Source organism: Neobacillus sp. PVCKKU3 (assembly GCF_058323225.1).
In genome coordinates this window covers 115,434-136,440 of the sequence record NZ_JBLVQN010000009.1, presented here as the reverse complement: position 1 = coordinate 136,440, position 21,007 = coordinate 115,434, and the positions used below count along the sequence as shown (strand labels likewise).

Annotated in this window: 30 protein-coding genes and 1 riboswitch; of the genes, 21 read left to right on the top strand and 9 right to left on the bottom strand. The window is 38.4% G+C overall.

Going from position 1 to position 21,007, the window contains the following annotated elements; genetic code table 11:
* Nucleotides 1–9 precede the first annotated feature (9 nt).
* Nucleotides 10–255 (bottom strand): transposase, encoded by a 246-nt coding sequence (locus ACNQGS_RS08640; RefSeq protein WP_491486986.1) that lies wholly within the window; start codon nt 253–255, stop codon nt 10–12.
* Nucleotides 256–515: 260 nt separating this feature from the next.
* On the opposite strand from ACNQGS_RS08640, the gene ACNQGS_RS08635 reads away from it, so the two are divergent.
* From ACNQGS_RS08635 to ACNQGS_RS08625, 3 genes are all read left to right on the top strand, one after another.
* Nucleotides 516–719, top strand: a complete 204-nt coding sequence (locus ACNQGS_RS08635) for a zinc ribbon domain-containing protein (RefSeq protein ID WP_378582208.1) — start codon at nt 516–518, stop codon at nt 717–719.
* A 66-nt stretch (nt 720–785) separates the two neighbouring features.
* The gene (locus tag ACNQGS_RS08630) at nt 786–1,088 is read left to right on the top strand and encodes an Ada metal-binding domain-containing protein (protein ID WP_491486985.1); all 303 of its coding nucleotides are present in this window, start codon (nt 786–788) and stop codon (nt 1,086–1,088) included.
* An 86-nt stretch (nt 1,089–1,174) separates the two neighbouring features.
* Nucleotides 1,175–1,342 (top strand): hypothetical protein, encoded by a 168-nt coding sequence (locus ACNQGS_RS08625; RefSeq protein ID WP_491486984.1) that lies wholly within the window; start codon nt 1,175–1,177, stop codon nt 1,340–1,342.
* Between the two features lie 583 nt (nt 1,343–1,925).
* Here the strand turns inward: ACNQGS_RS08625 and ACNQGS_RS08620 are convergent.
* The 3 genes from ACNQGS_RS08620 to ACNQGS_RS08610 all read right to left on the bottom strand — a co-directional run bounded on the left by ACNQGS_RS08620 (nt 1,926) and on the right by ACNQGS_RS08610 (nt 4,765).
* Nucleotides 1,926–2,924, bottom strand: coding sequence for a DUF3231 family protein (locus ACNQGS_RS08620; RefSeq protein WP_491486983.1), 999 nt, complete (start codon nt 2,922–2,924; stop codon nt 1,926–1,928).
* Between the two features lie 144 nt (nt 2,925–3,068).
* On the bottom strand, nt 3,069–3,647 hold the full coding sequence (locus tag ACNQGS_RS08615) for a hypothetical protein (protein WP_491486982.1): 579 nt from the start codon (nt 3,645–3,647) through the stop codon (nt 3,069–3,071).
* Between the two features lie 134 nt (nt 3,648–3,781).
* A complete protein-coding gene (locus ACNQGS_RS08610) occupies nt 3,782–4,765 on the bottom strand; it encodes a glycosyltransferase (RefSeq protein ID WP_491486981.1) in 984 nt (327 codons plus the stop codon).
* A gap of 207 nt (nt 4,766–4,972) precedes the next feature.
* On the opposite strand from ACNQGS_RS08610, the gene ACNQGS_RS08605 reads away from it, so the two are divergent.
* Both ACNQGS_RS08605 and ACNQGS_RS08600 read left to right on the top strand, forming a co-directional pair.
* On the top strand, nt 4,973–5,221 hold the full coding sequence (locus ACNQGS_RS08605) for a hypothetical protein (protein WP_491486980.1): 249 nt from the start codon (nt 4,973–4,975) through the stop codon (nt 5,219–5,221).
* A gap of 107 nt (nt 5,222–5,328) precedes the next feature.
* Nucleotides 5,329–5,838, top strand: a complete 510-nt coding sequence (locus ACNQGS_RS08600) for a hypothetical protein (protein ID WP_491486979.1) — start codon at nt 5,329–5,331, stop codon at nt 5,836–5,838.
* A 94-nt stretch (nt 5,839–5,932) separates the two neighbouring features.
* Here ACNQGS_RS08600 and ACNQGS_RS08595 read toward each other — a convergent pair whose 3' ends face one another.
* Entirely contained in the window at nt 5,933–6,178 is a 246-nt protein-coding gene (locus tag ACNQGS_RS08595; RefSeq protein WP_491486978.1) for a hypothetical protein, read from the bottom strand.
* Between the two features lie 343 nt (nt 6,179–6,521).
* On the opposite strand from ACNQGS_RS08595, the gene ACNQGS_RS08590 reads away from it, so the two are divergent.
* The 7 genes from ACNQGS_RS08590 (at nt 6,522) to ACNQGS_RS08560 (ending at nt 9,331) form a co-directional block, all read left to right on the top strand.
* Nucleotides 6,522–7,055, top strand: coding sequence for a hypothetical protein (locus tag ACNQGS_RS08590; protein WP_491486977.1), 534 nt, complete (start codon nt 6,522–6,524; stop codon nt 7,053–7,055).
* A 24-nt stretch (nt 7,056–7,079) separates the two neighbouring features.
* The gene (locus ACNQGS_RS08585) at nt 7,080–7,325 is read left to right on the top strand and encodes a hypothetical protein (protein ID WP_491486976.1); all 246 of its coding nucleotides are present in this window, start codon (nt 7,080–7,082) and stop codon (nt 7,323–7,325) included.
* A gap of 112 nt (nt 7,326–7,437) precedes the next feature.
* Nucleotides 7,438–7,806: an Hsp20/alpha crystallin family protein gene (locus ACNQGS_RS08580; protein ID WP_491486975.1), complete on the top strand. Its 369-nt coding sequence runs from the start codon at nt 7,438–7,440 to the stop codon at nt 7,804–7,806.
* Nucleotides 7,807–7,832: 26 nt separating this feature from the next.
* Complete coding sequence (locus ACNQGS_RS08575) at nt 7,833–8,018, top strand: hypothetical protein (protein WP_491486974.1); 186 nt, start codon at nt 7,833–7,835, stop codon at nt 8,016–8,018.
* Between the two features lie 16 nt (nt 8,019–8,034).
* Entirely contained in the window at nt 8,035–8,388 is a 354-nt protein-coding gene (locus tag ACNQGS_RS08570; RefSeq protein WP_491486973.1) for a hypothetical protein, read from the top strand.
* 16 nt (nt 8,389–8,404) lie between these two features.
* Nucleotides 8,405–8,767 carry a hypothetical protein gene (locus tag ACNQGS_RS08565; protein ID WP_491486971.1) on the top strand — a complete coding sequence of 121 codons (363 nt, stop codon included), beginning with the start codon at nt 8,405–8,407 and terminating at the stop codon, nt 8,765–8,767.
* A gap of 129 nt (nt 8,768–8,896) precedes the next feature.
* Entirely contained in the window at nt 8,897–9,331 is a 435-nt protein-coding gene (locus ACNQGS_RS08560; RefSeq protein WP_491486970.1) for a CBS domain-containing protein, read from the top strand.
* A gap of 112 nt (nt 9,332–9,443) precedes the next feature.
* On the opposite strand, the gene ACNQGS_RS08555 is transcribed toward ACNQGS_RS08560, so the two are convergent.
* On the bottom strand, nt 9,444–9,782 hold the full coding sequence (locus ACNQGS_RS08555) for a DUF192 domain-containing protein (RefSeq protein ID WP_491486969.1): 339 nt from the start codon (nt 9,780–9,782) through the stop codon (nt 9,444–9,446).
* A gap of 236 nt (nt 9,783–10,018) precedes the next feature.
* Nucleotides 10,019–10,104: riboswitch (cyclic di-GMP riboswitch) on the top strand.
* A gap of 82 nt (nt 10,105–10,186) precedes the next feature.
* Here ACNQGS_RS08555 and ACNQGS_RS08550 point away from each other — a divergent pair.
* The 9 genes from ACNQGS_RS08550 (at nt 10,187) to ACNQGS_RS08510 (ending at nt 17,297) form a co-directional block, all read left to right on the top strand.
* Entirely contained in the window at nt 10,187–10,375 is a 189-nt protein-coding gene (locus ACNQGS_RS08550; protein WP_491486968.1) for a Flp family type IVb pilin, read from the top strand.
* An 87-nt stretch (nt 10,376–10,462) separates the two neighbouring features.
* A complete protein-coding gene (locus ACNQGS_RS08545; RefSeq protein ID WP_491486967.1) occupies nt 10,463–10,963 on the top strand; it encodes an A24 family peptidase in 501 nt (166 codons plus the stop codon).
* Nucleotides 10,963–11,343, top strand: coding sequence for a TadE/TadG family type IV pilus assembly protein (locus tag ACNQGS_RS08540; protein ID WP_491486966.1), 381 nt, complete (start codon nt 10,963–10,965; stop codon nt 11,341–11,343). Before ACNQGS_RS08545 ends, ACNQGS_RS08540 begins: the two co-directional genes overlap by 1 nt.
* A 2-nt stretch (nt 11,344–11,345) precedes the next feature.
* The gene (locus tag ACNQGS_RS08535; RefSeq protein WP_491486965.1) at nt 11,346–12,251 is read left to right on the top strand and encodes a pilus assembly protein TadG-related protein; all 906 of its coding nucleotides are present in this window, start codon (nt 11,346–11,348) and stop codon (nt 12,249–12,251) included.
* Nucleotides 12,252–12,266: 15 nt separating this feature from the next.
* The gene (cpaB, locus tag ACNQGS_RS08530; RefSeq protein WP_491486964.1) at nt 12,267–12,824 is read left to right on the top strand and encodes a Flp pilus assembly protein CpaB; all 558 of its coding nucleotides are present in this window, start codon (nt 12,267–12,269) and stop codon (nt 12,822–12,824) included.
* Complete coding sequence (locus ACNQGS_RS08525) at nt 12,821–14,023, top strand: CpaE/TadZ family protein (protein WP_491486963.1); 1,203 nt, start codon at nt 12,821–12,823, stop codon at nt 14,021–14,023. Before cpaB ends, ACNQGS_RS08525 begins: the two co-directional genes overlap by 4 nt.
* A 12-nt stretch (nt 14,024–14,035) precedes the next feature.
* Nucleotides 14,036–15,388, top strand: coding sequence for a TadA family conjugal transfer-associated ATPase (locus tag ACNQGS_RS08520; RefSeq protein WP_491486962.1), 1,353 nt, complete (start codon nt 14,036–14,038; stop codon nt 15,386–15,388).
* 5 nt (nt 15,389–15,393) lie between these two features.
* On the top strand, nt 15,394–16,362 hold the full coding sequence (locus tag ACNQGS_RS08515; RefSeq protein WP_491486961.1) for a type II secretion system F family protein: 969 nt from the start codon (nt 15,394–15,396) through the stop codon (nt 16,360–16,362).
* A 74-nt stretch (nt 16,363–16,436) separates the two neighbouring features.
* A complete protein-coding gene (locus ACNQGS_RS08510) occupies nt 16,437–17,297 on the top strand; it encodes a type II secretion system F family protein (RefSeq protein ID WP_491486960.1) in 861 nt (286 codons plus the stop codon).
* 177 nt (nt 17,298–17,474) lie between these two features.
* On the opposite strand, the gene ACNQGS_RS08505 is transcribed toward ACNQGS_RS08510, so the two are convergent.
* From ACNQGS_RS08505 to ACNQGS_RS08495, 3 genes are all read right to left on the bottom strand, one after another.
* Nucleotides 17,475–18,416: an HD-GYP domain-containing protein gene (locus ACNQGS_RS08505; RefSeq protein WP_491486959.1), complete on the bottom strand. Its 942-nt coding sequence runs from the start codon at nt 18,414–18,416 to the stop codon at nt 17,475–17,477.
* A gap of 128 nt (nt 18,417–18,544) precedes the next feature.
* On the bottom strand, nt 18,545–20,371 hold the full coding sequence (locus tag ACNQGS_RS08500) for a muramidase family protein (RefSeq protein ID WP_491486958.1): 1,827 nt from the start codon (nt 20,369–20,371) through the stop codon (nt 18,545–18,547).
* A gap of 360 nt (nt 20,372–20,731) precedes the next feature.
* On the bottom strand, nt 20,732–20,869 hold the full coding sequence (locus tag ACNQGS_RS08495) for a hypothetical protein (RefSeq protein WP_491486957.1): 138 nt from the start codon (nt 20,867–20,869) through the stop codon (nt 20,732–20,734).
* Nucleotides 20,870–21,007 lie beyond the last annotated feature (138 nt).

The following is a 21,007-nucleotide window of genomic DNA, read 5'->3' as shown; positions in this document are numbered from 1 at the left end:
CCTTCTTGCTTAGTTTTTATCATTTATTACTCGTAATACAAGAACATAAAGAAAATACAGTCCCATATAAGCACCTGTCATCAGGAAAATGGGATTTAGAAATACTGCATGAATATTGGTCATAAAGACTTTATCATCTCTGATAATCTCAAAGATAGCGATTGAAGAAATATTTCCAAAAATAAGTGCCGACAGAATCGCCATTAAATCAAAAATGACCCTTATTTTGGACCATTTTCTTTGTAGTACAACCATTAATATAGGGAGTACAATACTTCCGATTATTAAAAGGAGCTTCATCAGGATCACCTCGCTTATCATTCTTCACGAAATATAGGGGGATTAAACATACTAAGTAAATGGGTGAAAAGCAAAGCCTTCAGCGGTTTCTTTATTGTTCCATATAGAGTATGCAGTGGCTGCAGGACAATACTCTATAAATCCACTGAAACCTTTTTGTGCAGCCTTCGTATTATAGGGAAACGAAATTGGATATTTGTGGGAGGAGAATGAAGATGTCTGAAAAAGGCTGTATTAAATGTGGAAGCAAAGATGCAGGAACAAAGGAAGTAGCGATGACGGGTACAGGTTTATCGAAAATCTTAGATATTCAGCACAATACCTTTATCGTGGTGTATTGTAAAAAATGTGGTTACTCCGAGTTCTATAATAAGCAATCTTCAAAAGGGTCAAATATATTGGATTTATTCTTTGGTTAATTAAATATAAACCATAATTTTATTATGTAAACAAAATTGAAGCTATCTTAAAGGAGGAGATAATGAATGGATGTTAAGGATGAAGTAATTTCTGAAAAGGCACAGAGCAGTAAAACCTCCACACTTATGGGGGCGGATAAGAAACTTTATCAGAGCAAGACCCCAGGTACATATGGCGGCAATCGCAAAACCAAAGTGTATGGAACAATGGATTGTCCAGCTGCACTGCGTGCCCTAGCGAAGTATGGTTACATCAATGACAGAGTGTTTTTTGCCGATGAGCAAACAGCTCTTACAGCTGGTTTCAGACCCTGTGCAGCGTGTCAGCGCGAAAAGTATAAAATATGGAAAATCGAAAATAACTTATAATCTATAGCATCCCTTAGCAAGAATGGTAGATCAAGAAAGAATAGGTTTCCGCAAAACCGAAATCAGAACACAATGGAGGAAAAGCTTTGAGATGTGGAGCAAAATGCTTTCTTGTTGAAATGGAGATAAACGGAGAAAAGAGAATCAAGTCTGTCATTTCAAGAACACCTGTAGAAGCAAGGAAGACCATTCGAAACGAATACGGAGAGATGGCAAAAATCCTGAAAGTTAAAGAAGATAAGAAGGAGAGTTGAATCTGAAATTCAAGGACGAGTCCCCCTAGTGCACTAATGCCTTAATGTACGGGAGGACTTACCATTTTTTCTGTTTTAGGACACGAGAACCGTTCGGGACCACTGAGAAATAAAGCCTAAGAAGCTGAAGCACTAATTTCCTAGGGCTGCACGTGCAAAATAAATGGCTTATTTTACCCGTGTGACACTTTTCTTGTTTTCACGGGAAGAATGGACGGTTTATTTTTACCAGATTGATACTTTTCCTGTGCTTGTGGGAAGAATAGACGGCTTATTTTTACCGGTAGGATGCTTTTCTTGTGCTCACGGGAAGAATAGACGGCTTATTTTTACCAGATCGATGCTTTTCCTGTGCTCCTGGGAAGAATAGAAGGCTTATTTTTACCGGTAGGATGCTTTTCTTGTGCTCACGGGAAGAATAGAAGGCTTATATTTACCGGTAGGCTACTTTTCTTGTGCTCACGGGAAGAATAGAAGGCTTATATTTACCGGATTGCTACTTTTCTTACACTCATGGGAAGAATACAATCCTTGTTTTTACCAATATGCTACTTTTGTTGTGCCCATGGGCACAACAAAATAGTTAAGAGTTACTATTACCATGTTTACCGGTTGATGGTGGTTCCTCCATCCAACCATGTTTTATTAAAATCGTTCCTCCATCTTTGGCGAAATCAAACGTGTTTGACATGATATGGCCTATATTTAAAAGTAAGTCAGTTCTAAAACTGAAACCTGCTCCAACCGAATTGCTCCCTAGACCGAAGATGGATAACAAACTGGTATTATACATCATAAGTTTGTCAGAAAAAGGAGAAATGGTTGAATCAGTTACCATTCCAGCCCACGTTGAAGGAGCAGGAATATCACTTTCTAATAAAAGTTCACTCATCTTGGATATTACTTTTTTTGCTAATTCTTTCCCTCTCATAAAGTAGTTTTTCACATCTGGCTCCTTGGCTACTTGTTCAAATCCTTTCATTAATTGCATCCCTGTAATATTAGTCTCCAGGGATTGGTAGACCAAACCAACTTCTACGGTGTTTAGTGCCCTTTTTTTTCGAAATGGATTTAAACCATTCGTGTAACTTGTATCATCTATGATTTCTGCTTCTATAGGCATTGGTACGATAGGTGGACACGTTAAAACACCTTTATCCAAAAGGTGCTCCGTTGTTATGGAATAAATACGTTGTGTATCCGCTGTGAAATCCATATATAATTCACGAATATCTTGTCTGTACGACATTCCTTCATGTAAAGTGTAAAGACCTGATAAAACTTTGGACATCATTCTGATATACATAATTACATAGTTATCATCAAATAGCTGTGGTGCATTTTTGTTTACGTCACTTTCGTTAAAAGCAATCGGAAGAACAGCGCCTTCATTCTTAAAAATGGTTTTAATCTTTTCTTCGTTTTTGCTTTCAATCATGTAAATGTTTTGCAACATTTGCTTTATTTCATCCTCATTAGCCTTTTCGATAAAATATTCCATAACCCTAAGCATCATAGATTTTTCTTGATAAGCCTGCCATAAGTTTCCCAGCTCCGATGATGACAATGGTATATTAGACATTTTTACTCCTCCAAATGATATTCCTTATGCACTTTTCATCTCTTTGTTAGGATTTATATATTCGAAAAAATTTATGTAATTGAAGAGTAATTAGGTCGAGCCTTAATGTGGGGGACTGACCCATTTTTTTAAAAGAAAAAAGATTTAGTGGTCCAAATTCGACTGTCTTGTCGCATAAAACCTTACAAAAAACTTCGTCAGGCCATAAGCAATCATGGTAATAACAATATCTATGAAAAATATATGTACAATCGTAAACCCCTTATAGACGGAAATTAGACCCATCCACTTCTCAATAGGTGCAAAAACAAAAGCAAGGATGGCACTTAGTCCAGTAATCCATATAATAAAGGGTTTTCCACTATTCAAGCAATATTGATAAACCAGCATAAAGGAAACAGGGATTAGGGATGCTGTAATTCCTAGAGCTTGTGGCAAGAATGGCGTTAGGAAATATTGATGGTCTACATAACCCTGTCTTATAAGTATGAGGTCTGTGTATGTCCATAACATATGTACTGTGTACCCAAAGAAAAGAATTTCAAGACTTCTATTTCGGTTAAGCTTAATAAGAAGCACAATCAGTGGAACAAGCAAGAAAAGTAGGATGACCCAGAACTGCCAGTTTCCCCAGTCAGAATGCTCATTCCAAAAAGAATGCATTAAAGATGAAACCCGCTCACTCTTATCGTTTATTTCTTTCCAATATTGTTTAACTGTCAAGCTAACATCTCCTCTAAACGTGAAACCCCGAATTATAGAAATATTTCTAATTTCCCCTGAGTTAGTTACCTTTTATTAAATTTGCCAAGCCCTTTATATTTATACAAAAATAAAGTAATACAAATGAGCAGCCTTTAATTTAATAAATCTTTATACAAATTAATGTAGGCAACGGTTTCTTGTTCAGGTGAACTGTAGTCACGGATCCATTCTTGTGCTTGCTTGATCACTTTCTCCCGCAAGGCAACATCACATACAATGGATTGAACTGCCTTTTTAAATTCATCCATCGTTTCATAAAGCCAGCCTGTTTGTTCGTGGCGAATCAATTGGATATTAGCCTCATTTTTTCGCGCGATGACAGGTCGCCCTAATGCCATTGCTTCCATAAGGGCAAGCGACTGACCTTCGGATAGGGAAGTATTGATGACGATCTGGGCTTGTTCGTACCAAAACTTCATCACCTCATAAGGAACAACGCCAGCATACTTCATCCAATGGCGATGCTCTGCTTCTTTTTGTACCTCTTTAAAGACGTTAGAATCTAACTTTGCCCCTAGAATCGTGAATTCCATATTGGGGTATTCGTGAATTAACTCATCAAGTGCCGGAACAACATGCAAAACATCCTTTACTGGACGTAATCCGGCAGGAAGAAGAATACGTGGATGGATCTCTTCTTTTATTGTTGATATGTTCCAAGGCAGCCAGATCCCTTGGGGAATAACGATGGTCTTATCGGTCCATCCAGGGAATAACCGTGATACCTTTTCTCTTGCATCATCTGTAAAAACAGTAATAAAAGCAGCATTATTTAAGAATGAAAATATTTCATCATTCATGCTTGCCTGTAAATCAATATTAATATCGGTTCCGCCCATCGTGACCAGATAGGGGCGATTTAAAATAAAATTGGTTTCTGTTTGCCATTGAATAAATCGGGTAGCATGTAAAATATGATAAATATCTGCATCTGAACGATGCCAATCATCTTCCTCCAAATATGGGATAACGGAAGTATGAATATTTCCCTGCTGCAAAAAGTGAACAAGACGCTTTATGGTTGTAGAATTTCCTCTTGGCTGATTAAAATAAGGAGCAAAAAATAGGATATGCATACAGACCACCTGTCATTAATGTAAATAGTACCTGCAAATATACTTTATTAATATCACCTTATATTATAGATTGCTGAATTGCTTTTCCAAAGCACAAAAATGGCAGCATTTTTCTGGTGCATTTTTGAGATGTCGATTTTATGTTCCACAGTTTATGGTTTGAACATAAAATAATAAGCAGTAACGGGAGAATAGGAGGAAATTTGGGTGGCTTCAATTGTTAACGTAGGAATGTTGAACATAAATTCTCCTCAACCTAGTTCCGCCATTTTTGTTGGTGAAGGTATTGTAAATGGGATGGACGCTAACAGGAAATACAACTTAAACACAGGGGGAATTTACGGTATTAACACCATTAATCTCGGAAATATAAATAATGTCGCGGATAGCTTTGAAATCGTAGATGGGGTTATCTTTGATCAGGACTTTAAGCCGAGCATTCCAGTGAATGCATAAGCAGACAGTAGGACACGGCTTTTTAGGGGAGTACACAACCCAAGATTCATGAACATAAATTAAAGAATTAAACCTCATTCAAAATGAACTAAAGTGGTGAACCATAAATGGGTAATACTACAAATTTTAATTTTACGGGTAACATTCATGTCCGAACCATGGAGAGACAATGTGGTATTTTTATTGGGGAGCAGAATACAGCGATCGGTTGGAGTGCTCATGGCAAGCAAAACAGTGTGATCGGAAGTATTGGCGGACAATCTAATCTTCTATTTTGCAATACTTCAATTCTGATTGACCCTGACATCGTAGATACACCAATTGATGACCGGGACATTCATATTGCCATTCAAAATTCAAGCGATGATAACAGTGCCACTAATCTTAATCTGAACAGTGTAAACGTCAATTCCATGTTGCCAAGCAGCACGGTATTCGTTGGCAAAGGTCATGTTAATGGGATTGATGGCAATCAAAAACAAAATAGAACACTCGGCAATGTAAATGGAAATAATACCCGGATAGTGGGAAATATCAATTTAAATGAAGATCAAGATTATGTAGATGGAATCATGGATGATCGTGATGTCAAAATCGCAATCATTGAAAAAGAATAATTAAAAAGGATGCTTCGATGTTGATCGAACCATCCTTTTTTAAAGGCTTTAAACCCCAAGCGAATAGATATAAATACAAAAAAATTAGAAATCTTTAAACGGCTTGACCTTGCACCCCAGGTAGTAAGTCCGGGTCATTAATTTGCCCATCAATTACATCATTGTCATTTATAATGGTCACATTTGTTATGTTCCAAAAAACCCCATTTTGTCCACCCACACCATTGTTTGTTTTCCTGTGAGCAGACCAACCAAATTGTTGATTTTCTCCAACACTAACGCCAGCATTTGTAGTTTGTTGATTTACGTTAATTGCCCCAAATGTAAAAGAAATTGCCATAAAACTATCCCCTTATTTAACCATTTTAGTCTTAATGTAAAGATCAGCTAAATTCAGATATGCTAAATCTAATTTTAAAACCATTTATTACACTTGCGATTTCGCAGAACCGTTTAGTTAATAAGCTTGTAACATCTTATGCAAGTGGGTAAGTAAAGGTAGCTAAAATGAAATGAAAATGTGGTACTACCTAAAAATAACCAGGGGGATGCACTATTAATGGCGAAGAACAAAGACATTTATGTAATCATACTTTATTTAGAAAAGAATTTTTACCCTTTCCTTAAATCTGCACTTGGGACATTTGCCTGATCAATAACTAACGGTGAGTTGGAGGCTAATGATGCAAAAAAAAATCATAAACAATCTGATCATCAATGGAATAACTGTAAATTCCCTAGATACAACATCTGGAATCTTTGTTGGAATAAATAATGTAAATAATTGGTCATCACATCAAAAACATAATCAAGGCTTTGGCTCTGTGTCTAATTCACAAGTCACGGAAAACTTTAGTATGGTTATTGACAACGATGTAATTGACACCCCTATAGAAAATAATTCAGTGATTTACACGGATGGCAGGCAGGATTTAAAGAAAATTGAATCTCCTATAGAAAATAATGAAGTGACATACATCGATGGTAGGCAAGGCATACAAAAAGTTGATGTTAAGGAAATAAATGCAAATAGCTTATTTACAAATTCAGCCATTTCAGTTGGAGAAAATTTACTAAACGGATGGAGTTCGCACAGGAAAACGAATGAAGGAACAGGCAAAACTTCAGGCATTACGCAGCAAACTTCCAATACAAATATCGTGATTGACAATGATCTAATGGACGGTTTCATGAACGATAATCTTCAATATGAATAATCCACAGAAATTGGGGTGATTTTTTTGGCGATTCCTATAGCAATCGGAGCAATTAATGTTAATCATCAAGATACGAACTCTACCATTTCTGTAGGAGAAAATCAATTAACTGGATGGTCAGCTCACAGGAAGACGAACAATGGGTTTGCTCAACAAAGTGGTATCATTACAAATACCTTAAATTACACGATTATTATTGATAATGATTTAAGTGATGGAAATATCATTGATCCAGATGTTATACCTGGTGCTCAGGTGCAGGCGCTTTAAGGTTACATTTTAAAGTGCCTGGCCTATTTTTATTGGCCATTTAGGCATGACCTTTATAAACAGTACATAATCTTATATATAAGACTAGCCGTAGTAGGGAGGTTTTCAATGGGTGTTAAAGCCTCATATGCGTTCTAATGTCAAACAGATGTTAGGAGATGACTTCTCCGAATTATTGCATGAAATCTCACCATTTGTGGAACCAAGAACCGATGTCTATAAATTAAAACAGAACTTCATTATTTCCATTGATCTCGCCGGGGCCAGGAAAGAGGACTTGTCTGTAAAACGTATGAATCGTACCTTAACAATTGAAGGAAACATACACAAAGATTATATAGATGATGATATGAAAATAATCAGCAGCGAACGGTTTTACGGTTTTTTTCGAAGGGAGATAACGATTCCGGAAGAGTGTCATTTGGAACAACTTCAAGCCATCTTCGATAGAGGAATTTTATTAATAACCATCCCTTTTTAAAAAAAAGAATGATAGGGAGTTTGATTATGACATCCATTAAATACGGTTCATTAAAAATTAATGATATAAAAAATTCTTCGGGATTATTGGTGGGAACAAACATCATAAAGGGAAGAAAAAACGAAGTTGTGATCAACGAAGGTTTTGGCACCATTAAAGGAAATAGTAATAAGGTCAAATCAAATGCAGGAGTAATAGAAAAACACTCTTAAAAGGGAATGGAGATTGATGGATCAAGAAAATCTACTAAAAAAACTTGATGAATTGTTCCAAAAGATCAGTACACTTGAGAAATCCCTCCAGGATAAAAACAATCCATCCGTCATTGTTAAAATGGACGTGAAGGATCTTCACCTACAAGAATTAAACATTGATGAACTAGCATTCCAGCTTGAAAAGTTGGATATTAAAGAGTTGAGCGGCATGTTGAATCTTGGGAATACCTTCTCTCCCAACGTCAATCGTAAGCAGCGCCCTAAAAATCCGGCTATCCATAAGAATCCGCAAAAAGGACAAATAGATAAAAGGGATGACATTCAAATAAACATAAATGGAAAGCCAGTGTCTTATACCATGAATTAGGGAAGGGATGTTGATATTGAAACGTTTTTCCCCCGCTTTTTTTATTGGATCGATTTCAATCGGAACGGTAGAAGGTGCATCCTGTGTTAATCTTGGAAACAATCTTCCAAGCGGTTTTGTCAATTATAAAAAACAAACCCAAGGATTTGGCTCGATAACCGGTGATCATAACGATATCCACGAAATTATAGCCTCAATCGATGAGAATGCGATCAGTGATATATTCCATTATGATTTATTGGAACAACAACAAAATGGACAGGCATTAGATAAGATTCAACAAGAGATGTTAAATTCAGAGCTTCATATTGAAGAAATGGATGATGAGAATGAGGAAAAAAGTAATCATTCTGTCAAAGATGAACCCAATTCCTTCTGATTTAGAATCTTGATGTCAGCCCTCGGTCATTTAAAAAGCTGTACAACTATTATTTGAAAAAACTTCCATAAATAATATCGCCAAAGTTCCCTATCCTATAAAGGTGTAAATAGGATTGGAGGAAGTTTCATGGCACAATTAAGAGACATTATGACATCAAATGTTGTTACAGTTAAGGAAACACAAACCGTACAGGAAGCTGCAGCGTTAATGAGCGAATATAATATCGGAGCGATCCCAGTAGTAAATAACAGCAAACAAATTGTTGGAATTGTAACAGATCGAGATATTACCCTTCGTACGACAGCTCAAGGTGAAGATGCACAAACACCAGTATCTGAAGTCATGACGGCACAGCAAATTGTACAAGGTACACCTGATATGGATGTTCATCAGGCAGCAGATTTAATGGCAGAGCAGCAAATACGCCGACTGCCGGTAGTCGAAAATGGACAAATCGTAGGAATGGTTGCTTTAGGTGATTTAGCCGTACAAAATCAATATGCTAACGAGGCAGAAGAGGCATTACAAAGTATTTCAACTCCTTCTGCACCGCAACAATAGTAAGGGATACTTTTAAAAGCACAGATCCAGACCTGGGTCTGTGCCAATCCATTAAATAAAAACAGAGTATGGGAAATTTCCCTTACTCTGTTTTTATTATAGGGTAGACATTTTAGGGTATAATCAGATCCCCAATTTTAATAGAATACCTTGAAATAGTCCCTGCTGGTAACTCTAAAGTTGATTTTGCATTTTTAATAGGGAAAATAACGGTCCAAGGTTTTACATGTTCTTTTAGATGAAGAATTTTATTTTGGTCATCCATAAAGATAACATCAATCGAGAAAAACATGAAAAACATATGAATGGAATTACACGGAGAAAGGAGAATGGCCTTATCTACAATCGGCTTCATTTTAAACATTAAACCTTTAAACCTTTTCCAAAACGTAGTGTATTTTATAACTGTAATGGGTACATCACGTACCCCATTTTTTGTCATTAATTTCATGCTAAACACGACCATTTCAAAAAATAATTAAACTTACCCATGTTCGTTCGAATATCTGTTTTATTTTATATTAAATAAATAGAACATTATAGCTACAAGATTTCCAATTAAATGTAAATAAGGGAATAATTCATCGTTGTTGTAGACCAAAATACCGTGATAATATGACCATACAAACCACGACAGATTTCGACACAAGCAAGATGACGGTTATAGTGTCGGCGTTGGTTCTTCTATTGTGAAAAAGGCAAACTAGAGGAAACTCTGGGACGCAAAACTATAGGGGCTTCATCGGTAGACGATATGCCAGCCAGTTGCCGAAAATGGGTACATAGCTCCATTCTTCGGGCATAGGAAGTTTTATGTCAAAAATATAAAAAAAGAAGAAGGGTGGTCTCATTAATATGATGAACCAAATGAAGAAATTTATTACAGAAGAAAAAGGTCAAGGTATGACTGAATATGGTCTAATTTTAGGAGTCATTGCCATTGGTGCAATTGCTGCTTTTGGAGCATTCGGTGACTCGTTAGTTGCTAAAATCAAAGCAGTTAAAGATAATGTTTTTGGCGCAACACCAACTTCCGCTGAATAATTACTTTCCATCATAAATAATTCCCGAGTGTAACAATATTAAAATCCTACTTTCTTTTCAAACCTAGAAAGTAGGATTTTTTTCGAGGTGAAGCTTTTGACGAGTATTATCCTATTTTCCATCTTAGTTATCTCATTTATTACAGATCTTAAAAGCAGAAGAATCTTAAACATGGTCACATTTCCTGCCATGATATTGGGCTTAATTTTTCATTCTGTTTCAGATGGATGGAATGGATTCCAATTTAGTGGCTTTGGTTTATTAGCCGGCTTTGCTTTATTGGTGATTCCTTACTTATTAGGCGGAATGGCGGCTGGAGATGTCAAGCTTTTAATGGCGATTGGCGCATTAAAAGGGGCCAGTTTTGTGTTTGGGTCATTTTTGTATGTGGCCATTATTGGCGGGATTATTTCCGTTCTGATCCTAATCAAAAATAAAGAATTAATAAGTTCCCTAAAACGAATCTTTCTTTCAGCGCAGCTTAAAACATTGGACGGATTAAATAAAGACGAATACCACCATGCGTTCCCATATGGGGTAGCGATTGTTTTAGGAACAGTATGCTTTTACGGAGTGGAATTGCTGTGATGAAATCTGAAAAGGGACAGGCAACCGTTGAATTAGCCATTTCCTTAACCTTACTAATGATTATTTTGTTTACGATTATTGATTTCGGACGTATTTTTCATGCCTATCTTACCCTTGATCATGCCAGCCGTGAAGCGGCCAGAATCGCAAGTTTAGGTGAAACGGATACCAAGATCATTCAAACGGCGAAAGATGCGGCTCCATCCCTTGATCCCAATCAAGTTCTAGTAGAGATTACCCCAGCCAGTTCTAATCGCACTAGGGGAGTGTATGTATCCGCGACTTTGTCCTACCCCATTTCGTTTTCCATTCCCATTTTGAAGGAGCTTTTGCCTGATCCTCTAAAGGTAAAGGCTAAAACCGTGATGAGGGTGGAATGATAATGAGGAACTTTTTTAAACATGAGAAGGGCTCTGTCAGCGTCATTGTTGCATTAGCGATGACGATGTTTATCGCATTACTGGCCTTGGTAATTGATGTCGGGTCTCTTTATCTTGATAAGAGCAGGCTCCAAAACATTGTAGATGCATCGGCATTAGCGGGTGCTCAGGAGCTTCCAAATTATATTTCCAAATCTAAAGAAGAGATTACCAAGACCATTCAACTGAACAATGAAAATCCGGTCAATTTTTATACTAATACAAATGAAACGAACACAGTGATTGAAGTAACCGGCAGTAAAAAAGGGACCTTCTATTTTGCAAAGGCATTAGGCCTGGAAGAGCCAATCATCCAAGCCAAAGGAAAGGTAGCCTTGCTGCCATTGGCATCAGGAAAAGGTGCCATTCCTTTAGGGGTGCAACCTTCGACCGATTTAATGTTTGGCTCACTTCAAACGTTAAAAGTCAGCGATTCCGCGAATGGGAATTTCGGTGCTATAGCCTTAACGGGTCCTGGTGCAAAGGACTATGAAACGGACTTAAAGAGCGGATACCAATTTGACCTGAAGGTTGGCTCGACTCTAAACACGCAAACAGGACAATTAGCTGGTCCGACCACACGTGCTATTAATCAACGCATTTCACTTTGTCCCAATGCCACCTATCTGAATTATCCTAAAGGCTGTACGAGAGTTGTGCTTGTTCCGATTTATCAGCCGGTTCAAACAGATCAAAATCAAATAAAACAAGTTAAGATTGTTGGCTTTGGGTCGTTCTTTCTAGAAAGTGTGTCTTCCACAAGTGAGGGAGCAGTCGTAACAGGCAGGTTTATTGAACGAACCTATACTGGGGAACCATCCGGTAATCAGACTGGGTATGGAACTTATAGTTATAAACTTATTCGCTAAAGACAGGGGATGGAAATGAATACAAAAAAAATATGGATGTTAGCCATTGTATTTGGCTTGCTGATGTCCATTTTCTTCTATGTGGCAACATCTGCTCAAGGAAATAATAAACAGGCGGAACTAGCCAATACGACTAAACAAGAAAAGAACGATTCAAAACCGATAGAAGAGGCTGTAGATGATACAGGATTAGGGATCGCTTCTGGAAAAAGAGCCTTATCGATTGCGGTCACGGAGGTTCAAAGTGTTTCCGGCTTTGTCAAACCTGGCTCTTATGTCGATGTTATCTTTATTTCACCGGTGCCGGCAGGGGAAAGCTCAACAGCCCAAATTCTTCTTCAACATGTAAAGGTGTTAGCGACTGGGTCAACGGTGACGGAAAAAGAAAATGAAAACCAAGAGCCCTACCAAATGGTCACACTTGAAGTAACTCCAGTAGAGGGTACTGCTCTTGCTTTTGCAAAAGAAGCAGGCGTTGTCACGCTTATGCTGAGCGGCGGAAAGGAACAAGCATCGCCACAGCCTGTTAATATGACTTTGGACCAATTAAAAAAGGGACAGATGCCTCAATGAGACTTAGTCATTATATTTTTTCAGAAAAAAGGATGTATTCCACTGCCGTCAAAATGGTATTGGATGAACAGCATCTAAGCAATAAGATTTTTGATACTTTCTCTGATTTAAAGGCAGCTCTTGATGACTCAAAGGGGGCAGTTGTCATCATTGGACCGCATGCCAGCCATGATCCTTATCAAATATGCCAGGAGATATCTCTTTTATTTCCAGTGACTGCCGTGATGTTATTGCTGAACAAAGAGGATATTGACTATAAAAAGGCTATGTTTTCAGGTGCTATCGATGTTGTCGATATCGAATCAGATGAAGAAGAAGTACTGGAATCGATTCAAAAAGCAGAACAGCTTGTGAAATTAAAGCTTGAAGGCGACCAAGAGAATAAGGAAAACCAAAAGACGGCCAAAGTGATTACCGTGTGCAGCACTAAGGGTGGGGTTGGTAAAACCACCATCAGTGTGAATATGGCTGTCGCCTTCAATAAAAACAATTTAAAAGTAGCGGTCCTTGATTTGGATCTTCAATTTGGCGATGTGGCGCTTCTTTTTGATTTGCAGCCTGTTCAAACAATCTATGACTGGGTGAAACAGTCCTTTGAAAATGGAGATAAATCGTACGAAAACTTTTTATCCAAACATAAATCAGGCATTGATATAGTAGCTGCTCCTGCTCTCCCGGAATTTGCCGAAATGATTACAGGTGAACATGTGGCCTATCTCATTGAAGCAATGAAAAAAGAGTATGACATTATTATTATTGATACACCGCCTGTTTTTGTAGACACTAGCTTAGTTGCGCTAGAAAGCTCAGATTTTATCCTGCTCATTGCCTCCATGGATTTGCCAGCCTTGAAAAACGGTAAGCTAGCCATCGAAACATTAAGCTTACTGGGGCTAAAGGAAAAAATCAACGTCATTATAAACAGAGATACAAACATTGATGGCATTGACAAGACCGTAATCGAGGATGTTTTAGGCATGAAGATGAAAGGCAGCATTCCAAGCGATTATCCGACGGTCATTTCCTCCGTCAATAAAGGAATCCCGTTTGTGACCATGGCGCCTAGAACTTCAGTGGCGAAAGCGATTATGAAAATATCGGAGCAGCTAATTAAAGAGGCTCCTCTCGAAAAGGATCGGGTAACAAAGGAGAAGAAGAAAAAAGGAGTATTCTTCTTCTTTACAAAAATGAAAAAATAGGGGGATTTTTACATGTCATTATTAAAACGTCTGAATGAAAAAAATCTCTCCCAACAAACGCAAACCGGATTGAGGGCTGTTCCAAATACCCCCAAAAAGGGGGGGAACAGGCCGCAGGAATCTGAGTTAAAAGTAGCTCTACAACAACATTTAATTACGGAATTGAAAAAAAGACCAGAGCTTTCAGATGAAAAGCAGCTGGAGTTTATTGAAAAAGAATCGATGAAATTTTTAAACGATAAAAGTGACCGGTTAACCTATGAAGGAAAAATAGAGTTAATCAAAACGGTATCCGATGAACTCGTCGGCTATGGTCCAATTACCGCCTTATTAAATGATCCGGACGTTTCTGAGATTATGGTAAATGGAGCCTTTCAGATTTATGTGGAGAAAAGAGGAAAATTAATATTGAGTGATTCCTGCTTCCGCGATGATCATCACGTCCTACAGGTCATTGAAAAAATTGTCTCGCCTTTAGGCAGGAGAATCGACGAAAGCAGTCCCATGGTCGATGCCCGTCTTCCGGATGGGTCGAGGGTCAATGCGATTATCCCGCCATTATCCCTAGTGGGTCCTTCGATTACGATCCGGAAATTCCCACAAAACCGCCTACAAATCGAAGATCTGATTCGGTTTGGTTCTCTATCGAAAGAAATGGCGGAATTTCTTGATGGATGTGTAAAGGCAAGGCTGAATATTTTTATCAGTGGGGGAACAGGAAGCGGTAAAACTAGTTTGCTGAATGTATTATCGTCGTTTATTCCTCATGATGAAAGGATTGTGACGATAGAGGATGCAGCCGAGCTTCAATTATTGCAGGACCATGTTGTCTCCCTCGAGACTCGTCCGCCGAATATTGAAGGAAAAGGGGCTATCACGATTAGGGATCTGGTCAAAAACTCGCTCCGTATGAGACCCGATCGCATTGTCATTGGTGAGGTCCGAAGCGGCGAGGCACTAGACATGCTTCAAGCGATGAATACCGGACATGATGGCTCCCTGGCAACCGGGCACTCCAATTCCCCACGGGAAATGCTGTCACGTTTAGAGACAATGGTCTTGATGGCAGGTATGGATTTACCGATCCGGGCTATCAGGGAACAAATGGCAGGGGCCGTTGATATTATTATTCAACAATCTAGGTTAAAGGATGGCAGCCGAAAAGTAGTCAATATTACAGAGGTAATTGGGATGGAGGGTGACACCATCGTCCTGCAGGATCTCTTTACCTTTAACCAAACAGAGACAACAGCCGATGGAAAAATTATTGGCAAGCATGTTTCAACCGGCATTCGGCCATATTGTTCTGAGAAATTGGAACAATACGGGATTGAATTGCCTGCAGAATGGTTTGCTGAGGTGTGATGATCATGGCCATTATTGTTTTTTTTCTATCTACAATAAGCTTTGCCTTATGCGGATTGTTTTTTGTGAACAAAAAACAAAGGCTTAAAAAAAGAATGGAAAGATTTATTCCCAAAGAGGCACGGCGAATAGAAGCGGCAGCAAAGGCAGAACCAGCGGCCTCTACTAATAAAGTTACGATAAAATATGTCATTGAAAATCTTTCAAAATACATCAAACCAACTGAAAATCAACGAAAAAAGATTGAAAGGGAGCTGCAAAGTGCCGGCATTCCGTTAAAGGTAGAGGAGTTTATTACGATTCGGATTGCCTTGTTTGGCGCGGTTATTTTGGTCGCTTTACTTTCAGGTATCGAAACCTTTTTTGCTGTTTTGATTGGATTGATCGGCTGGAAATTACCCTCTTTTTACCTCAAAAGGAAAAGGGAAAAGCGAATTTCAGCTAGTTCCGAACAGCTGCCGCAGGCACTGGAAACCATGGCCAACGCCATGAAATCCGGCTTCAGTTTTTTGCAGGCCATGCAGACGGTAGCAAAAGAAATTCCCGACCCGATCGGTATTGAATTTCAAAGGACGCTAAAGGAAATGAATTTAGGTATCTCTCATGAAACGGCTTTTGAAAATCTGTTGCAGCGGCTGCCTAATCGGGATTTGGAAATTGTCGTAACAGCTGTTTTAATTCAGCGAACAACGGGAGGCAATCTTGCACAAATTCTGGAAACAATTCATGAGACAATCTCTGAAAGAGTCCGAATGAAGGATGAATTGAAGGCACTTACTTCTCAGGGGAGGATGTCTGCCTTAGTGATCACGTTATTACCGGTCTTTTTAGGAATTATCTTAAATTTGCTAAATCATGATTATTTTAGTCCGATGTTATCCCATCCGTTAGGCTGGTTTCTTTTAGGCGGGGGCGTCTTATCAGGCTTACTAGGCTGGATTTTTATTCAAAAGGTTGTAACGATTGAGGTGTAACCATGACCATCCTTTTATTATGTGTTTTCGCTTTTTTATTTTTTACTAGTATAGGTTTTCTTCTGTTTAATAGATTGTTTTCCAATAAAATGATGATGGAACGAAGAATTCTTCCATACCGTTCCTCTTTATCTGAGCAGCGTGGGCAGGGGCAGGTAGAAGACCTGACTAGTAAATCGCTTTATGTTCGCATGGTTCAACCCATAATGGGGAAATTGCGTTTATTTGCAGCAGGAAAGATGCCAAAGCATAAAATGGCTCAAGTCGAAAAAAAACTGCAAGCAGCGGGTCAGCCATTCGGCTTATCTCCAGGGGATTTTCTTCTTCTGCAAATCCTTATGCCTGTGCTGCTGTTTTTACTGTTTATTGTTTTATTTCTTCCATCCGCTGAAGAAAAGGGGAAAGTTGTTGTTTTGGCCGGTATCGCAGCTATTTTTTCTTATAGCTATACCAATTATTATCTGGCTGCCAAGAGCAAGCTGCGGACAAAGGAAATCGATAAAGCGATGCCGGATTTTTTTGATTTGTTAAATGTGTCGATTGAAGCGGGGATGGGGTTGGACGGAGCTTTAAAAAAGGTTTGCAGCCAAATGGATACTCCGTTATCAAAAGAGTTTTTATCTGCTCTAGAGGATATGAAACTCGGAAAATCAAGAAGACAAGCCTTTGTGGAATTAAGGGACCGCGTCCCATCAGAATTCTTCAAAAGTGTCATGAACTCGATCATCCAGGCCGACCAAATGGGAATTGGAATGAGTAAGGTGCTAAGAGCTCAAACACAGCGGATTAGAGAAAAACAACGCTTCTCCGCGAAAGAAAAAGCGATGAAAGCGCCGGTAAAGATGCTGATTCCAATGGTTCTTTTTATCTTTCCGACATTATTTATCGTTCTGATTGGCCCGGTGATTGTTAACTTAGTTACTCGTTTTTTGTAAAACGCTATTTGTATAGTTGAAAAAATAGGTGGTGTTAGGAAAGGTGGTCCGCTCTGCCTTTCTTTTTTCGTCTACATCAAGTAGTGTACTTAAGAATCTGTAAAAAAAAGGGCAGCAATCCCTTGCTCCACGTGACTTTAGCTATCAAGGATCTACACTTGATTGGATAAAAATTTCTTACTTTAAGGAGGCAAAACGAAATTGCATTTTATTATCGGTTTCCACTGTTTCAAATAAAGTCAAAAAAATATCGACTAATTCCGGGTCAAACTGTTTGCCCTTATGAAAACGTATTTCATTCAAAGCATAGTCTACATTTACTTGGTCTCTATAAATACGTTTTGAAGTCATGGCATCAAATGCATCCGCAATTCCTACTATTCGGGCGACTAAAGGGATATTTTCACCTTTCAGTCCTTGAGGATACCCCTTCCCATCGTATCTTTCATGATGGTATAAAACAATATCTAAGACTCCATTGCGATTAAAGTTTGCAACGTGTTTAATCATTTCGTACCCGATTGTAGGGTGAGTTTTGATTACTTCAAATTCTTCATTAGTTAATTTACCTGGTTTCTTTAAAATGTCTTCGGGAATCCCAATCTTCCCAATGTCATGTAATAACCCACCGATATAAATATCTTCACATACCTCTTTCGGTAATTTCATCTTTTTTGCGATTTCGATGGCATACTTAGCTACATTTTCGGAATGATGCTGGGTATATGTATCCCTATAGTCAAGTACATTTGATAAAGTTTTGGTTAATTCTAAATTATGTTTGTCCACCCTAATAAAACTTTTCATAAGGAAAGCCGATATTAAAACCGATAAAGCATAGTTACAAAAATGAATGAGAAATCCTAAAATGGTCTGAGACTGTTCAGGAATCTGAACATACCTGCAGGTAACCACAACAAGGTTAAGAAGTAATAAAAACCAAAAAGGTTTATGATAAAAGCCAATGCCCCCAAAAATAGCTGCCAGCGAATAGAATAAATAAACCCCATTATCTTTAAGGATTGTGTAATGCAAAATAGAACTAACGATTAAGATCATAAAAAAACCATATCGAAAATAGCCAGGATTTTTAAATAGTAATTTAGATAACCTGATCAAACATTTTCCTCCTGCTAAGTTTTTTTTTGTAATCCGTTTAACCTCGTAAAGCATTTGAGCAATTAAGACTTTTGTAATAAACGCACGTTACTTAAGTAGAGCTCCAAATGTTAAGGAGCTCTTTTTCATTAACGAAGGCCTGCTGCTCTTTCGACTTGAGCTTGGTGTGCAGGGTCTTTCTTACCGTCAACATGTCTGATGCTGTCCCCAAAGTACACGTCGAAATGACCAGTGATGCCGTTATTTGCAATCGTGTCTTGTTCGTGAGGATAAAAAGTCATGCTAGCGGCAAGTTTTCTGCCATCAACCTCCACGATCACAGCTCTTGGTATCCAGGAAAAGCCGCCCCATATGGACTTTGCGATATTGGTATCGTCGATTGTAAGTGTTTCGGAATCGGCATGATTCGCTCCAATCGTTCTTTCAATATAAAAGCTTTTTCCTGTTGCAAAATCGGTCACTTTTGCTTTGGTCCCAATTGGAAACACATACTGTGCTTCAGTAAACCAATCTAAATACTCCCCGTATTTTTCCCCCGCAACTTCTTTGACAGCGATGTTGTGGACAGGAATGGTTAACTTTTGACCAATTGAAAGCATGGAATTCATCGTTAGATTATTCACTCTTAAAAGCTCTGTTTGAGGAATACCGTATTTAACACTTAAATTCCAAATATTATCGCCCGATACTACTGTATGAGTGGTGTAGGTGATGGTATTCGTTCCAGTTTGAGCAGGTGCGTGTAACCCATTAGGTATAGTTAATACTTGACCAACCTGCAAAAAGTCAGAAGTTAAACGGCTCCCCGACCGAATCGCATCCACCGTTACCTTAAAACGGTTTGCAATTAATGATAAACTGTCGCCTGACTTAACAGCATAGTCAAACGTCTTTCTTTCTTCCTGTGTCACTTGCTCGGGAGCAGGCTGAACTGTTCCTGTACCTGCCGTTGGAATGATTAATGTTTGTCCAATATGTAAGACATCAGACGCTAATTGATTTGCTCTCTTTAGATCATCGACCGTGGTTCCATACCGATTCGCGAGCTGCCATAAATTCTCTCCTGATGCAACTGTATGTGTTTTATTATTTACAGCAGGCGCGGGAGAGGCTGGTACAGAAGTCGGTGCTGTTGTTTGATTACTCACGGGGATGGTTAAGGTTTGCCCAACTCTTAATATATCTGATGTTAGATTATTTGCTGCTCGTAATGCTCCTACTGTCGTTCCAAAGCGTTTTGCAGTCCCATATAGCGTATCTCCTGCAACAACAGTATAAATGCTTGTTTGTGTTGCGGGTTGAGGTTGAGTGGCAGGAGCAGGTACAGGTGCAGGAGCAAGCTGGCTCGTTTGTCCGCCCATAAGAACGGGGATGATTAACTCTTGTCCAAGACGTGTACTATCACTTGTTAAGCCGTTGGCCTCCTTAATAGCCATAACCGTCGTATCGTATTTTTTAGCAAGAACCGTTAAATAGTCACCGGTTCCTACGGTATGAAAGGCTTTCGGGATAATAAGCCGCTGATTAAGTTGTAAGATATCGGACGTTAGCTTGTTTGCTCGTTTGATTTGATCGACAGTTGTATTAAATTTCCTTGATACACTATAAAGGGTATCGCCGGAAGCTACATGGTAGTATATCGAGCCATCTTGTGACACTTGAGTAGTGGAGGCTGATGAAGTAGCTGCTTGTGCAGAAGACTCATTCCCACCCATTAACGGTAGAGACGTAACAGCCATTCCGCCAATGATGACCTTTACCATTGTTACCTTTATATTGGGGTAACGTTCTCTGACGATCTGTTTTGCAAAAGCGACTACATCTTTTCTTTCTTTAGGTAACGTGCCTAACTCATTAGCAAACTCAGATAAATGATCAGCTAAATGAATAACTATTTCGTACTCGTCGGTTTGATGATTTATTGGCTTTAACTCATATCTCTGAAATTGGTCCATACAGTATCAAACTCCTTATAAATAATTGTCATTTCATTAGTTTCTTACATATTAGACAAATCATTCTTAGTTTAGTTTTTTAGGGAAGTTTTGAATAATTTTTCTATGCACTAGTCATCAAGATATAACCCTGCAAACGAGGCAGAACAGGCATAACATAGTATTTCAACTCCTTCTGCACCACAACTTTTAAAAGCACAAATCCATACCAGGGTCTGTGCCACTATTTTTATAATAGAAGTGATTGGCAGTTTATTATTCAATTATTAGAGCCTCAATGAAAAACAGAGTATGGGGAAATTCCCATACTCTGTTTTTATTATTATTCTAGCTACATCAGTTCCTTTAGGCATTATGGGTTTAAAATGGCTCGATAGCTTTCTCGTTTTTACCGGTTTGAGGCTGATTTTCAATACTTCTGGCTTCGATTTCCTTGGGAATCTCTTTTAGATGTTTGTTTACTTCTTCTACTTGATTTGTAGTTCTCATTTCATCCATTTTCAAAAACCTCAATTCATTATAATATTTACTAAAAATAGTATGCAGCAGTGACGATGATTTTATGTCCGATGAATTGGATAGATATCAAACATTGTCGTGTCATTAAAGCGGGGAGATGTCTTATCCCGTTTGTTT